At 40.0% G+C, this 17,657-nt stretch carries 18 protein-coding genes, 1 pseudogene and 2 riboswitches; of the genes and pseudogenes, 5 read left to right on the forward strand and 14 right to left on the reverse strand.

From position 1 onward, the window contains the following. Positions 1-15: 15 nt before the first annotated feature. Positions 16-1,737, reverse strand: coding sequence for an assimilatory sulfite reductase (NADPH) hemoprotein subunit (gene cysI, locus EKC99_RS10760; RefSeq protein WP_033383304.1), 1,722 nt, complete (start codon positions 1,735-1,737; stop codon positions 16-18). A gap of 5 nt (positions 1,738-1,742) precedes the next feature. After that, positions 1,743-3,518: an assimilatory sulfite reductase (NADPH) flavoprotein subunit gene (locus EKC99_RS10765; RefSeq protein ID WP_019417194.1), complete on the reverse strand. Its 1,776-nt coding sequence runs from the start codon at positions 3,516-3,518 to the stop codon at positions 1,743-1,745. A 136-nt stretch (positions 3,519-3,654) separates the two neighbouring features. Between EKC99_RS10765 and EKC99_RS10770 the strand changes: the two genes are divergently transcribed. Beyond that, a complete protein-coding gene (locus tag EKC99_RS10770; RefSeq protein ID WP_009360919.1) occupies positions 3,655-4,536 on the forward strand; it encodes a LysR family transcriptional regulator in 882 nt (293 codons plus the stop codon). A 31-nt stretch (positions 4,537-4,567) separates the two neighbouring features. Here EKC99_RS10770 and EKC99_RS10775 read toward each other — a convergent pair whose 3' ends face one another. Then, positions 4,568-4,747 (reverse strand): small acid-soluble spore protein H, encoded by a 180-nt coding sequence (locus tag EKC99_RS10775; RefSeq protein ID WP_006321816.1) that lies wholly within the window; start codon positions 4,745-4,747, stop codon positions 4,568-4,570. 80 nt (positions 4,748-4,827) lie between these two features. Further along, the gene (locus EKC99_RS10780) at positions 4,828-5,463 is read right to left on the reverse strand and encodes a coiled-coil domain-containing protein 22 (protein WP_163151824.1); all 636 of its coding nucleotides are present in this window, start codon (positions 5,461-5,463) and stop codon (positions 4,828-4,830) included. Positions 5,464-5,500: 37 nt separating this feature from the next. After that, positions 5,501-5,583: riboswitch (cyclic di-GMP riboswitch) on the reverse strand. Between the two features lie 130 nt (positions 5,584-5,713). On the opposite strand from EKC99_RS10780, the gene EKC99_RS10785 reads away from it, so the two are divergent. Beyond that, on the forward strand, positions 5,714-6,424 hold the full coding sequence (locus tag EKC99_RS10785) for an NAD-dependent deacylase (protein ID WP_163151826.1): 711 nt from the start codon (positions 5,714-5,716) through the stop codon (positions 6,422-6,424). A gap of 73 nt (positions 6,425-6,497) precedes the next feature. On the opposite strand, the pseudogene EKC99_RS10790 reads toward EKC99_RS10785, so the two are convergent. The 9 genes and pseudogenes from EKC99_RS10790 to EKC99_RS10825 form a co-directional block, all read right to left on the reverse strand. Further along, positions 6,498-7,124 (reverse strand): annotated as a pseudogene (locus tag EKC99_RS10790) (transposase); the annotation flags it as partial. A 141-nt stretch (positions 7,125-7,265) separates the two neighbouring features. Further along, positions 7,266-7,883: a dienelactone hydrolase family protein gene (locus tag EKC99_RS10795; protein WP_163151828.1), complete on the reverse strand. Its 618-nt coding sequence runs from the start codon at positions 7,881-7,883 to the stop codon at positions 7,266-7,268. Positions 7,884-7,947: 64 nt separating this feature from the next. Further along, on the reverse strand, positions 7,948-8,391 hold the full coding sequence (locus tag EKC99_RS15995) for a cytochrome P450 (protein WP_256368742.1): 444 nt from the start codon (positions 8,389-8,391) through the stop codon (positions 7,948-7,950). After that, positions 8,340-8,876, reverse strand: a complete 537-nt coding sequence (locus tag EKC99_RS16000) for a cytochrome P450 (RefSeq protein ID WP_256368743.1) — start codon at positions 8,874-8,876, stop codon at positions 8,340-8,342. The genes EKC99_RS15995 and EKC99_RS16000 overlap by 52 nt, the downstream gene beginning before the upstream one ends. Before the next feature lie 41 nt (positions 8,877-8,917). Beyond that, the gene (locus EKC99_RS10805; RefSeq protein ID WP_163151830.1) at positions 8,918-9,187 is read right to left on the reverse strand and encodes a hypothetical protein; all 270 of its coding nucleotides are present in this window, start codon (positions 9,185-9,187) and stop codon (positions 8,918-8,920) included. Beyond that, positions 9,147-9,347: an HD domain-containing protein gene (locus EKC99_RS16055; RefSeq protein WP_163151848.1), complete on the reverse strand. Its 201-nt coding sequence runs from the start codon at positions 9,345-9,347 to the stop codon at positions 9,147-9,149. Before EKC99_RS16055 ends, EKC99_RS10805 begins: the two co-directional genes overlap by 41 nt. Before the next feature lie 440 nt (positions 9,348-9,787). Then, positions 9,788-9,889: riboswitch (purine riboswitch) on the reverse strand. Positions 9,890-10,435: 546 nt separating this feature from the next. Continuing rightward, positions 10,436-11,839, reverse strand: coding sequence for a PH domain-containing protein (locus tag EKC99_RS10815; RefSeq protein ID WP_163151832.1), 1,404 nt, complete (start codon positions 11,837-11,839; stop codon positions 10,436-10,438). Continuing rightward, positions 11,829-12,281 carry a PH domain-containing protein gene (locus EKC99_RS10820; RefSeq protein ID WP_163151834.1) on the reverse strand — a complete coding sequence of 151 codons (453 nt, stop codon included), beginning with the start codon at positions 12,279-12,281 and terminating at the stop codon, positions 11,829-11,831. The genes EKC99_RS10815 and EKC99_RS10820 overlap by 11 nt, the downstream gene beginning before the upstream one ends. Positions 12,282-12,287: 6 nt before the next feature. After that, entirely contained in the window at positions 12,288-13,403 is a 1,116-nt protein-coding gene (locus tag EKC99_RS10825; protein WP_163151836.1) for a M20 peptidase aminoacylase family protein, read from the reverse strand. 139 nt (positions 13,404-13,542) lie between these two features. Here EKC99_RS10825 and nhaC point away from each other — a divergent pair, with 139 nt between their 5' ends. Genes nhaC through EKC99_RS10840 form a run of 3 tightly spaced genes read left to right on the forward strand, consistent with a single transcriptional unit; the run spans position 13,543 to position 16,838 of the window. Further along, on the forward strand, positions 13,543-14,958 hold the full coding sequence (gene nhaC, locus EKC99_RS10830; RefSeq protein WP_163151838.1) for a Na+/H+ antiporter NhaC: 1,416 nt from the start codon (positions 13,543-13,545) through the stop codon (positions 14,956-14,958). A 46-nt stretch (positions 14,959-15,004) separates the two neighbouring features. Then, a complete protein-coding gene (locus tag EKC99_RS10835) occupies positions 15,005-16,114 on the forward strand; it encodes a mandelate racemase/muconate lactonizing enzyme family protein (RefSeq protein ID WP_163151840.1) in 1,110 nt (369 codons plus the stop codon). A 13-nt stretch (positions 16,115-16,127) separates the two neighbouring features. Further along, the gene (locus EKC99_RS10840) at positions 16,128-16,838 is read left to right on the forward strand and encodes a GNAT family N-acetyltransferase (protein WP_163151842.1); all 711 of its coding nucleotides are present in this window, start codon (positions 16,128-16,130) and stop codon (positions 16,836-16,838) included. A gap of 226 nt (positions 16,839-17,064) precedes the next feature. Here EKC99_RS10840 and EKC99_RS10845 read toward each other — a convergent pair. Continuing rightward, a partial coding sequence (locus tag EKC99_RS10845) for a UPF0236 family transposase-like protein (protein WP_205597784.1) occupies positions 17,065-17,657 on the reverse strand: 593 nt, incomplete at its 5' end.

Below are 17,657 nucleotides of genomic sequence, written 5' to 3' on the forward strand. Positions count from 1 at the left end.
GGGAAGACGATTTGTTTAGTCATGAAAGTTTGTTCCATCTGTCACTTCTTTTACAATACCTGCGCGAATAACAAAATCACCAAAGTGTTCACCATCAAATCGCTCTTTCGCGTACCGAGAAAGGAGCGTACGAAGTTCAGATAAAATTTCTTTTTCTCCGATATTTTCCCGATACAATTTACCGAGACGGCTACCGTCAAATGCAGCCCCAAGATACATATTATATTTGCCGACAGATTTACCGATAAATGCAATTTCCCCAAGGACATGACGGGCACAGCCATTCGGACAGCCGGTCATGCGAATCGTTATTTCCTCGTCACGAAGCCCGTTTTCCTCAACAATTTCCTCAATTTTATCAATGAGTGTCGGCAAATATCTCTCTGCTTCTGCCATCGCTAATCCACACGTTGGCAAAGCCACACAGGCTAGCGAGTTACGACGAAGGGCACTATAATGTTTCCCATCTGTTAATTTATATTGCTTAATAAGCGCATCAATTTCTTCTTTTTTCTCACTTGGCACATTGGCGATGACTAAGTTTTGGTTAGCGGTAAGACGGAAATCACCTGTATGCACTTTTGCAATTTCCCGCAAGCCTGTCATCAGTGGATAATCATCTGTATCTTTCACCCGTCCGCCCTCGACAAATAACGTAAAATGCCACGTTCCGTTCACACCTTCAACCCAACCGTAGCGGTCGCCATTATGCTCGAAATAGTAAGGGCGCGCTTCTTCTAAATTCCATCCAAGCCGACGTTCTAGTTCTGCTTTTACTGCATCCAAACCAAGCCGATCAATCGTATATTTAAAACGAGCATGTTTACGTACGGAGCGATTGCCGTAATCACGCTGAATGGTAACGACTTTTTCTGCCACATCAATCACTTGTTCTGGTTTACAAAAACCGATCACTTTTGCGAGCTGCGGATATGTCGTGCGATCACCGTGCGTCATTCCCATGCCGCCACCGATCGCTACATTAAATCCCGTCAGCTTTCCGTGTTCAACAATCGCAATAAATCCAAGGTCTTGTGAAAACACGTCGACATCGTTTGACGGTGGAACAGCGATACCAATTTTAAATTTTCGTGGCAAGTAAAGCGGCCCATAAATTGGTTCTTGTTCTACCTCCGGTGTTCCAGCTACTTTTTCTTCATCTAACCAAATTTCGTAATACGCCCTTGTTTGTGGTAATAAATAATCGCTTAATCTTTTCGCCCATTCATACACTTCTGCATGCACTTCCGATTGGTAAGGATTCGGATTGCACATGACGTTTCGGTTGACGTCACCGCATGCCGCTAACGTCGTAAGCAGTGCCTCGTTAATGGCTTGGAGCGTTTTTTTCATATTCCATTTCAATACGCCGTGAAACTGAAATGCTTGTCGTGTCGTAAGTTTCAACGTCCCGTTCGCATACGTCCTCGCCAATTCGTCCATCGCAAGCCACTGCTCTGGTGTTGCTACGCCACCTGGGGTACGAACACGAATCATAAATTGATACGCTGGCTCTAATTTTTGTTTTTGCCGCTCGGCTCGCAAATCACGATCATCTTGCAAATAGCTACCATGAAATTTCATCAATCGGTTATCATCTTCTGGAATGCCGGCAGTGATGCGATCTTCCATCGTTTCTTTCAACGTTCCGCGCAAATAGTTGCTTTCTCGTTTAATGCGCTCAACGTCGCTTGGTGGTCCATCCGGCGGTGTTAATACAAACTTTTCCACAATCATCCCCCCTAATATACGTCACGTTGGTAACGTTTTTGTTTTTGCATGTCCGCCACATACGCTTCCGCTCGTTCACTCGTCATCTTTCCTTCTTTCGCAATAATCTGGATAAGCGTCTCATGAACGTCTCGTGCCATGCGTTGTTTGTCGCCACAAACATAAACGGCTGCTCCTTCTTCTAACCATCGGAACAGTTCTTTGCTTTGTTCCATCATTCGGTGTTGCACGTATACTTTTTCTTTCGTATCGCGTGAAAAGGCAACATCCATCTTCGTCAACACACCGTTTTTTAGCCACGTTTGCCATTCCTTTTGATAAAGAAAATCGGTCACGAAATGTTGGTCACCAAAAAACAACCATGATTTCCCTTTCGCGCCAATCGCCTCACGCTCTTGCATAAAAGCGCGGAACGGCGCCACTCCCGTACCTGGTCCAATCATAATAATTGGCGTATGTGTATCTTTCGGGAGTTTAAAATTCGGATTTTGATGAACGAACACAGGAAGTTTATCGCCAATGTGTAGACGTTCAGCACAAAACGTTGAACAAACTCCTTTTCGCAAACGCCCATGTGCTTCGTAACGAACCGCTCCAACAGTCATATGCACTTCATCCGGATAAGCTAGTAAGCTACTTGCAATTGAATAAAAGCGCGGTTGCAACTTTCGTAATGAAGAGACAAATTGCTGTGGTGTCATCTCCCACGGGCCGAAATCGCGAAGGACATCCAATACATCGCGCCCTTTCATATAGTCTTTTCGCTTCGCTTCTTGTTCCTCAGAAAGAAGCGCATGAAACTCGCGATTTTTCGAAAATTCAGCTAATTTTTGTAACAACGGCTCTGTCAGTACGGTAATTTCTAAACGGGATAGCAACGCTTCTCGTAATGGTTCGTCATTTTCTTCTACAGAAACTAATGTTTCTGAACTCCATTTCATTTCTGCTATCATCCAATCAACTAACTCTGGATCGTTTTTTGGAAAAACGCCGAGCGCATCGCCTGGTTCAAACACAAGCCCAGAACCTTCTAGCGATAATTCGATATGGCGTGTTTCTTTGTTTGAGCCGCGTCCATTTAAATTGATATTTTCTAATACTTCCGCTTGAAACGGATGTTTTCGTGAATAAATAGTCGTTGGCTTCGCTTGTGCAGATGAAGTTGTTGCTACGGAAATGGCTCCTTGCTTATCTAACTCACCAAGCACTCCCTCTAGCCATTTCGCTGCTTTTTCTTCATAATCGACGTCACAATCGACGCGTTCGTATAACCGCTTTCCGCCTAGCTCTTCTAGCCGTTTATCAAAATCTTTTCCCGTTTTACAAAAATGTTCATACGACGTATCGCCAAGCGCCAATACAGAGAAACGAAGATGATCGAGTTTTGGCGCGCGCTTGCTATGAAGAAATTCGTAAAATGACAAGGCGTTATCTGGTGGTTCCCCTTCTCCGTATGTGCTAACAACAAGGAGCAACGTATTTATTTTTTTCAACTCGTTTGGCTTAAAATCAAGCATCGAGGAAACGGTGACATGAAACCCGCGATGTTTGAGCGTTTCTCCTACTTTTTCCGCTAGTTTTTGCGCGTTTCCTGTTTGCGACCCGTAAAGAACGGTCACTTCCTTCGTTGCAGATGCTTCTTGTTGAAGCGCTCCGACCGACTCGGTTGCAGCTAAATACCCACTTAGCCAAAGTTTTTGTGCGGAATTTAACGTTGGCCAAAGCCGATTGAGGAGCTCGACTTGTTCTTCATTAAATGGACTATTTGTCACTTGAAATGGCAACATGTTTCACCTCTCATTTTTCTACTATTCCTATAAATCAAGTATGTTTTATTTGACTTTACCTTAAAAAATAAAATTAGTAAAATAAATATAAATTATCAGAACTATTTATTTTTTTAATAACTAAGGAGCGAACGATATGTACGAACAATTAAAAACATTTATTACATTAGCTGAAGTGAAAAATTTCACAAAAACAGCAGAAATTCTTCATTTATCTCAACCAAGTGTAAGTTTGCACATTAAAAATTTAGAAAAAGAGTTTCAAACAAAACTATTTATTCGTTCACCAAAAGAGCTACAAATGACGCCAACGGGAGAATTGCTTTATGATCGAGCAAAAAAAATGATCACGTTATACGAACAAACGAAACAAGATATTTTGGAACATCACGACTGTGTGAAAGGAACATTAAAAATTGGGGCTAGTTTTACGATCGGAGAATACGTGCTACCTACTTTTTTATGCGCCTTACAAAACGATTATCCAGAATTACAATTGGAAGTGATCATCGGCAATACAAAAGAAATTGTAGAGCTCGTTCGTACGTATCAAACACATATCGGTTTAATTGAAGGTCAAACAAATGAAAAAGAGCTTGTGGTGTACCCATTTATGCAAGATGAGCTAGTCATCGTTGCGTCTAACGATCATCCTCTCGCTCACAAACAGGAAGTATCGATAAACGATTTACAAAACCAACTATGGATTACACGCGAATTAGGGTCTGGCACACGTGAATATTTTAACCATTTTATTCGTTCAAATGGGCTAAAAGTAAAATCACTGATAATTATTAGCAGCAATCAAGGAATAAAAGAAACGTTAATGCACGGAAACGGTTTAGCCCTCCTTTCACGTCATGTCATTGAACAGGAGTTGAATCATAAAAACTTATCGATTGTTTACGTTAAACATTCTCCTTTTTATCGAACATTTTCTTATCTTTATTCGCCGACAATGAAAAACAACAAACTTGTACACTTACTGATTGATTTACTCCAACAAAAAAGGATGTGACAAACAAGTTGCTTTGTCACATCCCCATCACTTAATGCTCCTCTAGCTGTGAAATCGGAACGCGCTGTTGTTTTTCTGGGTTGTTTAAAAAATGAATCGTTGCCATTTCCGTTTGTACATCGACATGTTCAATATACACGGCTTTTCCGTTATACGTTACATTTTTCATATCGGGTGACTGAGCAATTTGTTGCGCACGTGTGATGTTCATTCGCTTCCCTCCTTTCGAACGATTATTATCATTTGTGTTTCACGCGAAAATATGCAAAAAAAGAGCGCCAACAGGCACCCTTATAACAGTTCAAGCAACTTCTTTTTATTTTGTTGTACGTTTTCTTCTAACGCCTTTACTTTTTCTTTCAACGCTTGTACGTTGACATCATTCTTAGATACTTTCTTTTCTAACGCACGAATTTCATTTTTTACTGCTTTTAATTGATTAGAAGCAGCAATAAGCTTCCCAAACCATTGATCTAACTCTTCTTGTTTTTCCGCTTCGTCGTCTTTATCCGATTGCACGACAGGTGATTGTTCAGTCGTAGTCACAGTAGCGCTATCTTGTTCATTGACTACTTGTGTCGTTTCCTCTGTTGTTTGTTCACTTTGTGGTTGTGTTGGTTGTTCAGTTGGTTGTTCTTTCGGCGTGCTAAACGCTTCAAGCGCTATTGTCACCTCGTTTACACGCACTTCAATCTTGCTTAACTTTTTATTTAGTTCTGCCAATTTGTTTTTTAACATTTGTTGTTCTTTTTTCTTTTTTGCCTCTTCTTTTTTCTGCTTAGCTAACTCTTGTTTTTTCTTCGCTTCTTCCTTTTTCACGACAAGCTGACTTTTCTGTACATATTTTGCTCCATCATGCTTCGCTGCAAAAGCTGGGGAAGCAACGAGCATCGATGCTAGTAAAATTGGTAATCCTTTTTTAAACATTACCCTTTCCTCCATTTCATATGTATATTTTTTTGGTAATGGCAGCTGGCTGGCATAGGTATCCCGTTAGCCCCTATAGCTTTGCGACGCTAAGTTTCCTTAGCTGTGCCTTTACTTCTTATTATACTTTGCCTATTTTCATGGGCATGAATCAAAAGTCCTTATTTTCCTTATAAACATATGTGAAAATAAAGGAAGAAAAGGGCGAAGAAAGAAGTAGTTATTGGTAGATAAAAAGGAGGGGTACGGAATGTTAGAAAAATGGTTGAAAGAGTCTTCGTATACAATTGTATTTACTGGAGCAGGAATGTCTACAGAAAGCGGGCTTCCCGATTTTCGTTCGGCAAAATCAGGGCTTTGGCGCACGAAAAATCCACAACAATTAGCAAGTACGTATGCGATGCAACATAACCGAGACGAGTTTATTGCATTTTATCAATATCGTATTCGTACGTTGCTTAAATGTAAGCCACATGTCGGGCATATGATTTTGGCCGATTGGCAAAAGCGGGGGCTTATTCATCAAATCATCACGCAAAATGTCGACGGCTTTCACCAACAAGCAGGCAGTACAAATGTCATTGAATTACACGGAACGTTGCGAACAGTGCATTGCTCGCGTTGCAGGCAAACATACGACGCAAAACAGTATGTAGAGGAACAGTTTACGTGCACATGCGGCGGCTTTTTGCGCCCTTCCGTTGTTTTATTCGGGGAATCGTTACCGTATGATGCGTTTGAACAAGCATGGACAGCAGCCGAACGAGCAGACTTATGGATTGTGCTCGGCTCTTCTTTACAAGTGTCACCAGCTAACGAACTTCCTGTCATCGCGAAACGAAGCGGGGCCAAATTAGTGATTGTGAACATGGAACCGACGCCATTAGATGATTGGGCAGATTTGCTTATACATGGTCGTAAAATTGGAGAAGTGTTGCAGGAAATTGACGAATTACTTTAAAAAATAAGTGTGTCCCAAAAGCGTGCTCTTTTGGGACACTTGAAATATTTCTTTTTCATGCCACGGCTGTTGATTATCCAAAATTAGGAATACTTCTCCTGTAAATTTGAGCATACTCAAATAAGACAGCTGCCATCTCGGATTTCCATTCGAGAGAAAGTTGTCCAGAGAAAAAACGACGGACAAACGAAAGAAAAGGAAGGGAAGAGGTTGTCCGTTTTTCCGTTCGGTGATATAGCCATCTTAGTAACACATAAGTTGCCGTAAAAAGCTGGTTGTATACCGCGTGCTCGTTCGTGCCAAATAAGGTCGGAACATTTAGGTATTGCTTGATCCAACGGAAAAACACTTCCACCGTCCAACGCGCTTGATACATTTCGGCAATCTTTTCTACCGATGCTTCCAAAACGTTCGTGACGACACGGATTTCATGCCCGTTCGCATCCTAAAAGATCACGGCGCGATGGCGCTTTTGGGAACGACATGGTTTTGTTCCTAACTGGCAAGTAAAATCCGCCACAACGGAAGAAGAGGAGGAACAAAGTCGCTTTAGGCTCTTTTTCTGATGAATCTCGACATTGTCTTTCATCCGAATCACAAATGGTTACTTCTGTTCCACAAACCGATCAATGCGTTCGATTTTGAAGTACGCTCGATCCTCGACAAGAACCGATCGCACATCTGTGAGCTTCTCTCCCATCTCACGACCCCTGATTGTTGAGCAGTTAACCCTTTTGTAATCAGCCAAACGGTCCAATGCGGTAAGAAAATCCCCCAGGTGAAGAAAAATACAAAAAAGTTTGTGGATAACCATGTTTGTTTCATAATACTTCCCCTTATGTCAATACATTTTTTTCGTTTTCTGAATGGTTTCAATAAGTTGTAGGGACATTTCAAAAGCCTTTCTTTCTGAATCCGGATGATAGTTATTGGAGAAGGGATTAGCGAACCCGTGCTGTCCTTTAAACAACTCGACTTTTATCCCTGATTTACAGGATAATTGCTCGACGAGCCAGTTAACATTAAATGACTTTTCGTGCTCAGAAAACAGTAATAGTACGGGTAGTTTTGGGAATAAATTGAGATAGTCTCTAATCCGTGATCCATAGTAACCTATGGCCGCATCTCCTACGCCATAATGTTCGCAACATAACCAAGCTACGGTTGCACCGACGCTATACCCCCAAAACACAATGGTTTTGTATCGAGACTTTAAGGAATCTACTAAATTTAAAACTTGTTTTTTCGCTTTTCCAAATCCAATTTCATTTTTGAAATATTGGTAAGCATCTGCCTCATCATCATAATGAAAATGATCTCGATTTAATAAATTGGGGCAGTATACGTCATACCCTTTAGTGGCAATCATTTGAGCTACGTGTTTCATATGATCGTTAATCCCATAGATTTCATGTATTAGGATGACAGCAACATCAGAATAATTACAGTGTTTTAACATGATATGACAAACTCCTTATCCTTATAATTAAATATAGAGGGTGTGTCGCCCTCAGTATAGGAAGTTAGTATTTGATCGGCATTGTAACAATACCATGAAAGGCAGGGTTGGGCGTCCATTCAGGTCTTTCAAGATTATATAAAAAAGGTGTAATGTGAGAAAAACGTTGAATAACTTCTTTTAAAATTTCGGCGATTTCTACGCGAGCAAATGCTGCAGCAATGCATGCATGATAACCACCACCAAAACCAATATGCTGTTTACCTGTCCGATTGATATCAAATTTTTCTGGATTTTCAAAAACGCGTTCATCACGACCAGCGGAACCGAGGAAGAAATAGACCGAATCTCCTTCACGAATAAGTTGGTTATGAATAGTAATATCTTGGGCAGCGTGTCTTGTTATGTATTGAATTGATCCTTCAAGTCGCATAGCCTCATCCAAGACCTTAGGAATTAGAGACAGATCTTTTTTGAGTTCATCAAATACTTTTGGATGTTTGAACAATAGATACTTCTTAACATGAACTGCGGAATTTTATGTCCACCAAAAATTAGATGAATGGTTTGTGCGATAAGTTCATCGTCACATAATTCTCCTTCCTCACCCGAATTATCTGAGATTAAACGGCTTAACAAATCGTTGCGCTTTTTGATGCGTCTTTCAGCAATTGCTTCTGAAAGAAACATGTACATTTCTTTCATACTTTTTTTGGTTTGATCGCTGATATCTTTGTCAGGGACGTGGGAAACAACAAAGTTTTGCATAAATTGAGCAATGTCATCTGACCAACGGATAAAACGTTCAACCTCTTCACCTGGAATACCAAGCATTTTACAAAGTACCAACGCTGGAATTGGATGAGCAACTTCAGAAACGAAGTCAAACTCGTTCGAATGTTTTTCAACCACTTGATCTAAAACTGATGTTACAATTTTCTTGATTTCAGGAGTGATAGCCTCAATCTCTTCTTTCCAAAAGGCACGGTTCATGTATTTTCTTAAACATGTATGGATTGGACGGTCGTTATAGATCATCCATGTGGATATAATGTCGATGATCTCTCGCCTTCAGGGAGATTTTTCTTTTTGTGCCAAATTAGCGGGCTAGTGATAAAGGTGTCTCCCTGCAAATATTTTGTGATGTCATCATATCTTGTTATAAACCACGAACGCATTTCTTCATTCCAATAAACTGGAGCATTATCTCTTAATCTCTTGTAGTAGTTGTAACGATTATGCAAATAATCATCACTGTAAACACTAAATTGTTCTACATTTTGGGATTCGATAATTGTTTCCATTATAAGATTCTTCAGTTACAATTCTTATTGTTTGAGCATTGGATTCAAATCCCCCAAAGCATTTCATTATATTATCAAGACTTCTTTCGGCACTATGCCCAAAAGGAGGATGTCCTATATCATGCGCAAAGGTTGCCGCATGAATAAGATTTAAATCAATAGTTGATAAATCATTTTTAACAAATGATTGTTTACTCTTTCAGTAATTATTTCTTCGATTTCGTTGACTTCCAAAGAATGAATCAATCTATTCCGTAAATTATGGTTATGAGGAAATGGAATAAGTTGTGTTTTAGTATGTAAAATACGAAAGTATGGTGATCTTAGTATTCGTTGGTAATCGCATCTAAACTCTGAAAGTGAAATCTTTTCTTGTTCTGGTGAAAATCTGCTTTTGTCATATTTTTTATACATTAACCTCTCCCACTCTACAAAAATAGTTTTCTGAATAAATAGTAAAAACCCAAGAGGATAGGTTTCTATTAATGTTTCACGAGTGAAAACCTATCCTCTTGGGTTGATGTCTTTGATACTATATGTACAAGGTATATGAATCCCGTCCATACCCCTTCATTTTTCTTAATTACTGAATAAAATGGACTTAGATTCACTTTCACTCGTAGTCCAGCAATTTAAGGTTGCCGAGTAGAGACTCTCAGACCATATTTCTGAGGATATACGAGCAAGTTTTTATTAAAATATTCATTCTTGTCAAAAATTATACATATTATAAAAATTTATGTCAACAAAAAAACCGCATGGGCTCCACTCCTTTCTTTGGTTGTTTCTTTTTCACACTTATTACCTTACAGTAGGAGATCCCATTTTTCATCTATTTTACCTACATATGTTACAGGTTCCTTATTTGTATAAATCAGGAACCTAATTTCTTTTCTCCCACAAATACTTTACTCATACTGGAATTATAATAAAAAATAGGTTCATCACCAAAAGATGTACTTGAATTTTAAAGACAAACATGATAACAATGTTGCTCAAAGAAACGTATGGTATTAAAAGGAAAAAGATGTTTTAATTTTCTTAATCATGATCGTCTTTATTTGTCAAGTACACTTTGTGGTGAAGAGCCAAAAAAATAGGTTCATTACCGAAAGATGTACTTTTTAAATTTAAACTTGATAGCAACATAGCAAATAAAGCAATGTAGTATAAAAGTAAAACAAAGTGTTTAGTTTCTATCACAATCGTCTTTATTTAATGAGTACAACTTGTGGTGAAGTGCCAAACTTATTCCTTCTTTCTCAAAAACCATTCGTATATTGTTTGTGCCTCATGTTCGCCCACATCAACGACTTTTGTGCGTATGCCTGGCATGACAGTCGCACGTACTGTACATAATCCGAGCCGTTGTTGCATACGAGTTTGTGAGATCGTTAACGACTGAATACGATGTTTTAACATATATACCGTTTTTATCGTCAGCCATCCACTTCTCAATGCTAGCTGCTCACTCTTAATCGTTACTCCCGCTCGTTTATAACTTCGATAGCCGACATATACTGCGGGCAAAAGGAGAAGGAGCGTTTCAAATCGCTGAAAAAATACGATTGTGATGATCGGAATGAGCATAACCGTATAGAGCGACCTCAACATATAGCGCCAACGGACACGTGTACATAACAATCGGAACGAATCGTGCAAACGATATTCAGGAAAGCACGTCTCAACGAGAGACGCGACTTCATTTTGACGAACAAGCGGAAACAACACGAGACTTCCATGTCTTCCATCATCAAGTGCCCCTCCGGCATGAATAAGGTGAACAGAAACATAACCGAACAAGTGCCGAATCGGACTTTCCTTCACTGCAATGGCTTGAACGCGCTCAATCGATGTAGAAATGCTCTTTTTTTGCAGCAATCCTGTTGTTATCGTTATCGTTTTGTTTTGTTTGACAACAGTAAAATTCATATAGCGAAAAAGATGACCGATCACAGACAATACGTATGCAATCATAAGAACGATAAACAACAAGACAAGTGTAGAAGCTGTATCGTCAGCGCGAAAAAATATATTTAGCCGTTCAAACGGAATGAAATCATTAAAATCGGAAAGAAATGCGCCAATCGCTGCAATGACTCCAAAAGCACCACCACTTGTGGTCGATAAAAACAATGCGTCACGAAATCGAAGTGTAAATATGGTAGCCGTCTTATCTTCTATTTCTATACATATATTTTCTCGTTTTTGGTGATGCACCGCTCGCTCTATTTGCTTTGCTTCTTCTATGGAAACCGCTGAAAGTATTACTTCTGGTTCATCTATTTGCCTGCCAGCTGTTTCAATATGTACTTGTACAACACCTACAAGCCGCTGCAACACCCCTGACGAATATGAAATACCTTGAATACGTTCAAATGGAATATACCGTTTCTTTTTTACAAATATCCCTTGTTCAATATACATGTCATTTTCTTGTAAACGATATGTAAATCGCTGCCACGACATATACCCAGCGAACATAGCGTAAAAAAGAAATAAAAACAAAGGCAGCCAATCAACGAAAGGATCACCTGTTTTCTTTTTTATTGCTAGAAGCAAAGCAAGCGCCAAAAACGGTCCTTGCTTCAACAGCTTAACTATATAAATAACAATCGCAATCGGATGCAACCGTTTCTTTTCATGCATCATTTTCATCTTCCTTCACTAAAGAGGAAATGTAGTAACGCAACTTCTCTGCTTCTTGCTCATCAAGAAATGGAATTTCGTGCACAGTTGCCGCTGTATAAATGTAAAGTGAAGCAAGTTTTTTCCTTCGTGCTAACGGACCTTGCTTTACATCAACATGTTGAATGCGAGGAATTGGAATAAGCGTACGCTTTCGAATCCATACCCCGTGCTCGAGTTCAATTTCTCGATCACGAATCATATATCGCCACCGCTCCCATTTCCAGCGCGGAACGAAAAAAACAAACAAAATTGCATCAGCAATCCATAAGCAAACGAGCCCCAAAACAACCCACACGGGAACGAAAAAATGAACAATCACGTATAAGAGAAGAAAAATGATTAAGCGAATGACTTCATACATTCGCCACATCAACACGGCTCGTTTGGAAAGTGCTTTTTCCATTTTTTCTTATCTCCTCTCCTTCAATGCCTCCATTACCGCCACTTCTAAAATACGAACACCATCAAGCATGCACGAGCGATCAAACGTCATGTGCGGATGATGTAATCCTGGTTTTAAGTCCGCCCCAAGTCCTAGCATCGCCGCTTTTACGTGCGGTCGTTGAATCGTGTAAAAATGGAAATCTTCACTCCCCGGTGTGTGTAAAGGTGGCATACATCCCTCCTTACCTAAAACTGCAATAATTCCTTTTCGAATACATTGTTCTGCTTCAACGGATACTTCTGCCGCTGGAACAAAATCTACCCATTTATACGAAATACGCACCCCCATCGTTTCAGCATATTGAATAATTTGTTCTACTTTTTGTCTCATTTGTTGTATAAGCTCATTCGTTTCTGCCCGTACATCTAAAGCAAACTGAGCGCTACCTGGAATAATATTTAAATGTTCTCCACCCGCTATACACTTTGTCATTTTTATCGAATATGACTGTTGTGGAGAGAAATACATCGTTTTTAATTGAAAATTAATAAGCGAAATGACATCAATTGCATTTACTCCTTGATGTGGTCGCGCCCCATGACAATCATTCCCATAAATATGTCCAACGAAAAACTGTGCCGCTCCATGACGAATCGATGGAGACGCTTGTTTTAACGATAATTCTTCTACTGGACGAAGATGAACACCGAATAAATAATCAACATCATCAATTACTCCTTTTTCAATCATTTTTAATGCACCATTTCCTTTTTCTTCAGCTGGCTGGAAAAGAAAGCGAATCGTTCCTTGCTCCCACTGCAATGTTTTGAAACGTAAAATTAATCCCATCACAATCGCCATATGTGCATCATGCCCACACGAATGGTTCGCACGAAATTCTCCATCTACCTCTTGCCATAAAGCATCCATATCTGCCCGCACCATAACCACCGGTTTTCCACTTCCCATTTCAGCAACAATCCCTGGGCAATCGTCAAATAGTCGATAGCGAACACCTTCGTTCTCTAAAAATTGTTTAATATACTTTGTTGTCTCATATTCATTCCAACTTATTTCAGGATGTGTATGCAAATAATCGAAAAACTCAAATAAGCATTCTTGTAATTGCTCGTTGTTCATAATCCTTTCCCCTTTCTATTTTTATATAACTCTTTAATTTTTTTACAAAAATAGATTGACGCGCGTGGATGGAATCTTTATTATTCATAATAGCTTATATTTTAAGATAATTCAGAGATATAAAAAAGGGGTTGGGAGGATGAAAAGGCAAATATCGTTTTCTGTTGCAATGATTCCTGTTCTCGTCACGATTGTCGTTATGGCGCTGACAATTGTTGTCCTTGAACAAAGTCCACACATTCCGCTCATCGTTGGAACGACTGTAGCGGCACTCATTGCCTGGCGACTTGGCTTTACATGGCGTGAAATCGAAGAATCGATATATAAAGGTATTCGCTTAGCTTTGCCGGCTGTTGTCATCATTATGCTCGTCGGCTTAACGATCGGTGCGTGGATTGGTGGCGGCATTGTTGCTACAATGATTTATTACGGGTTAAAACTATTAACACCATCTTTATTTTTAGTATCCATCACAATCATTTGCGCCGTCGTGTCGTTAGCAATCGGAAGTTCATGGTCGACGATGGGAACGATCGGTGTTGCTGGAATGGGAATCGGCATGAGCATGGGCATTCCTGCACCGATGGTTGCTGGGGCTATTATTTCTGGCTCTTATTTTGGGGATAAAATGTCTCCGCTTTCTGATACAACAAACTTAGCTTCCGGACTAACAAATACAGATTTATTTGTACATATTCGCCACATGCTTTATACAACTATCCCAGGCTTATTGATCGCCCTAGGTGTATACGCATTTTTAGGGAGAGACTTTGGAAACAAACAAGTAAAAACGGAAGAAATTGAACAAACATTAGCTGTATTACAAGAGAATTTCGTTATTTCACCGTTTTTATTGCTTATTCCCCTTCTTGTCATCGTGCTTGTCGCTAAAAAGGTACCTGCCATTCCGGCATTAATCGTGGGTATCGTTCTCGGCTTTTTAGCGCAAATCTTTATTCAAGGCAGCTCTGTTGCTAGTGCGGTGCAAGCATTACAAAGTGGTTTTGTCATCGAAACTGGAAACAAAGTTGTCGATGACTTGTTTAACCGTGGTGGACTAGAGTCGATGATGTACACTGTTTCAATGACAATTGTAGCAATGACGTTCGGCGGTGTACTCGAACATACAGGAATGCTAGAAGCAATTGTGAATCAAATTTTAAAACTAGCAAAAACAGCAAAAGGTGTCGTTACTTCAACTGTTTTCTCATGTATCGCAACAAATGCAACATGTTCTGAACAATATATTTCCATCGTCATCCCATCACGCATGTACGTAAACGCTTATAAAGAACAAGGATTACATTCAAAAAACTTATCACGCGCTCTTGAAGACGGTGGCACATTAACATCTGTCTTCTTTCCATGGAATACGTGTGGTGTGTTTATTCTCGGTACGCTCGGTGTGCATGCATTTGATTATGCACCATATGCTGTATTAAATTTTATCGTTCCAACCATTTCGATTTTGTATGCACTAACCGGCTTTTCAATTGAAAAATTGCCGTCATCCGAAGGATTAGCACAAAAAAGCCACACCCATATTCATACATAAGGTTGTCTGTTCGAAAGACAGCCTTTTTTAAGAAAGGAGAAAACTGATGCGTATCACAGCTATCCATATATATGCCATTCGTTTGCCTCTGCGCATACCGTTTGTCGTCAGTTATCATTCATACAACGACATACCATCAATTATTGTAAAAATCGAAACAGATGAGGGACTAGTTGGCTACGGTGAAGGAGTCGCCGATGAACATGTCACAGGAGAGACGTGGGAAAGCACATTTTCCATATTAAAGCACACGTTAGCTCCTCGTCTGCTTGGAACAAATCCGCTACATATAGAAGCTTTACATGAACGAATGGATGGAGCAATATATGGTGCTCCGACTGCCAAAGCAGCCATCGATATTGCTTGCTTTGATCTGATGGGAAAAAAGCTTGGACAACCTATATATCAACTCATTGGCGGACGATTTCACGATGCTTTCCCTATTACACATGTATTAAGTATCGGTAATCCGAACGAAATGGCTGAAGAAGCGATGTCGGTTGTTAAACAAGGTTATCGTTCATTAAAAATGAAAGTCGGTACACATATAAATGAGGATATTGCACGCATCCGAGCGGTTCGAGAACAAGTGGGAGACGATATTTCCATTCGTGTCGATGTGAATCAAGGATGGAAAAATGCCTCAACAACGATAAAAGCTTTGCATGCCCTCGAAACTCTCGGCATCGATTGGCTTGAACAACCGGTCAGCGCCGATGACATCGATGCGATGTCATACATTCGTACGAAAACAAACATTCCGCTAATGATTGATGAAGGTTTGAAAAATATGCGCGATATGCGTGAAATTATTCAAAAACGAGCAGCAGATAAAGTAAATATTAAACTGATGAAGTGTGGAGGGATTTATCCTGCCGTGAAGCTAGTTCATCAAGCCGAACTGGCAGGAATGGAGTGTCAAATCGGCTCAATGGTCGAGTCATCAATCGCTTCAGCCGCTGGTTTTCACGTCGCTTTTGCGAAAAAAATCATTACGAGCGTAGAACTAACCGGACCACTAAAGTTCACGAAAGATGTCGGCAATTTGCGTTACGAACTCCCGTACATTCGATTAACGAACAAACCCGGCTTAGGCGTCAATGTGAACGAAAAAACGCTTCTTGAACTAACAGCTTTTTCTGATGTCATTCGTTAAAGGAGAAGGCACGATGAAAGGATTTTTAAAACAAAACAATGAACCGTTTTTCGTTTCTCGGTTGTATACAGAACACTTATCAGACATTTTGTCACTACAGCAGCTCGTTGTCGATCAACTAGAACAAAAAGACATTCTTCAACCATTAGCTGAAGAAGAATATGCATACATTTTACAAGGAAATGGACTCATGCTTGGCGCGTTTACGAACAATCAACTCATCGCGTTCCGCGCCCTCCTCTTTCCTCCCATTGATGAGGAACATTTAGGATTTGACATCGGTCTGTCAAAAGAAGAGTTGAAAGATGTCATTTATCAAGAAATATCCATCGTCCATCCAAAAGCACGAGGAAATGGCTTACAACAAATATTAGCTACTTTCATTATGGATGAACTTGAACGAACAAATAAACCGTACAAATATATATGTTGTACTGTCGCTCCATTTAACATTCCTAGTTTAAAAGATAAGTTTGCACAAGGAATGGAAATTGCCGCACTCAAACAAAAATATGGTCACCGTCTCCGCTATATTTTTGTCAAAACGCGCAACAACATAAACCGAACATGGCACGAGTATGTTTCGGTACGCATGGATGATATCTCTGGACAACAAACACTACTTGCAAACGGATGGCGTGGCATCGCCTTAGAACAACGTAATCATAAATATTGCATTCGTTTTGGGAGATCGTACGAGGAAGTATCTCGATCGTCGTCTTAGGACACCTTTCATAAAAATGAAATCGTTCAAGTAGCTTTACAATATTTTTATTATATGCTAAATTATTTTTAAAGTTCATAATTTTACATCTACTGTTTGAGTCAAGACTTTGTGGGAGATTTTTTTCTCGACCGATTTTATTGGTTATATATGGTTTTATAGGCTTGTTTCATGTAAGCGCTTTTATCCTCTCTTATCCTGTAGGTATGTGCCTATATCTGTGTTTTTAAAAACCTTTCAATGCTTGTAATACCTCGTAAATCGGTGTTCCTGAAGACTGACGGAAATACGGAATGTTGTCCCGAATCACTTCCTTCATTCGAGATGAGACGCGTTTCATTGCCTTTTTCACGATCGTTTCTCGTTTCGTTTCTTCTCGTTCTTCCACGCCATACATCACCCCACGGCGTGTCCGAATGAGTAACGTATCTTTTATCGCGGCGATCGCTCGCAACATTGCTTCAATCCCTGCATCTTTCCAACTTCGACCGTTTTTACTTCGTTTCGCAAACACATGCATCGTTCCTTCCGCACTCCCCATCGCTCTCATGTTTGTCGTGTCGATCCCTTTTTCCTTCAGCCATATGCGATAGTCACGCAAACATCCTGGCATCTCCTCGATTCGACGAACAAGCGCCTCGAGTTGCTTTTCCTTCTCCTCATGTTCTAGCGTACCGATGGCACTTGTGAGTTCTCGCAACACACCCTCTTCATCCCATGATGCGAATTTCTTTCGAATCACCCGATATCTTGCATGACCTCGGAACAATTGACGAATCTCTCTCGCCACATGGAACCGATCGAGTTGAAAGTACCCTC

Source organism: Anoxybacillus sp. MB8 (genome assembly GCF_011006755.1).
GTDB lineage: Bacteria > Bacillota > Bacilli > Bacillales > Anoxybacillaceae > Anoxybacillus > Anoxybacillus gonensis.

Coding starts and splice junctions, on each gene's coding strand:
- EKC99_RS10805 (WP_163151830.1), bottom strand. CDS start 9,187: ATGGAAACAATTATCGAATCCCAAAATGTAGAACAATTTAGTGTTTAC.
- EKC99_RS10825 (WP_163151836.1), bottom strand. CDS start 13,403: ATGAACAACGAGCAATTACAAGAATGCTTATTTGAGTTTTTCGATTAT.
- EKC99_RS10775 (WP_006321816.1), bottom strand. CDS start 4,747: ATGAACATCACACGTGCGCAACAAATTGCTCAGTCACCCGATATGAAA.
- EKC99_RS10820 (WP_163151834.1), bottom strand. CDS start 12,281: ATGGAAAAAGCACTTTCCAAACGAGCCGTGTTGATGTGGCGAATGTAT.
- EKC99_RS16000 (WP_256368743.1), bottom strand. CDS start 8,876: ATGAACCGTGCCTTTTGGAAAGAAGAGATTGAGGCTATCACTCCTGAA.
- EKC99_RS10780 (WP_163151824.1), bottom strand. CDS start 5,463: ATGTTTAAAAAAGGATTACCAATTTTACTAGCATCGATGCTCGTTGCT.
- EKC99_RS10770 (WP_009360919.1), top strand. CDS start 3,655: ATGTACGAACAATTAAAAACATTTATTACATTAGCTGAAGTGAAAAAT.
- EKC99_RS10765 (WP_019417194.1), bottom strand. CDS start 3,518: ATGTTGCCATTTCAAGTGACAAATAGTCCATTTAATGAAGAACAAGTC.
- nhaC (WP_163151838.1), top strand. CDS start 13,543: ATGAAAAGGCAAATATCGTTTTCTGTTGCAATGATTCCTGTTCTCGTC.
- EKC99_RS10840 (WP_163151842.1), top strand. CDS start 16,128: ATGAAAGGATTTTTAAAACAAAACAATGAACCGTTTTTCGTTTCTCGG.
- EKC99_RS10815 (WP_163151832.1), bottom strand. CDS start 11,839: ATGATGCATGAAAAGAAACGGTTGCATCCGATTGCGATTGTTATTTAT.
- EKC99_RS10785 (WP_163151826.1), top strand. CDS start 5,714: ATGTTAGAAAAATGGTTGAAAGAGTCTTCGTATACAATTGTATTTACT.
- EKC99_RS10795 (WP_163151828.1), bottom strand. CDS start 7,883: ATGTTAAAACACTGTAATTATTCTGATGTTGCTGTCATCCTAATACAT.
- EKC99_RS10835 (WP_163151840.1), top strand. CDS start 15,005: ATGCGTATCACAGCTATCCATATATATGCCATTCGTTTGCCTCTGCGC.
- cysI (WP_033383304.1), bottom strand. CDS start 1,737: ATGATTGTGGAAAAGTTTGTATTAACACCGCCGGATGGACCACCAAGC.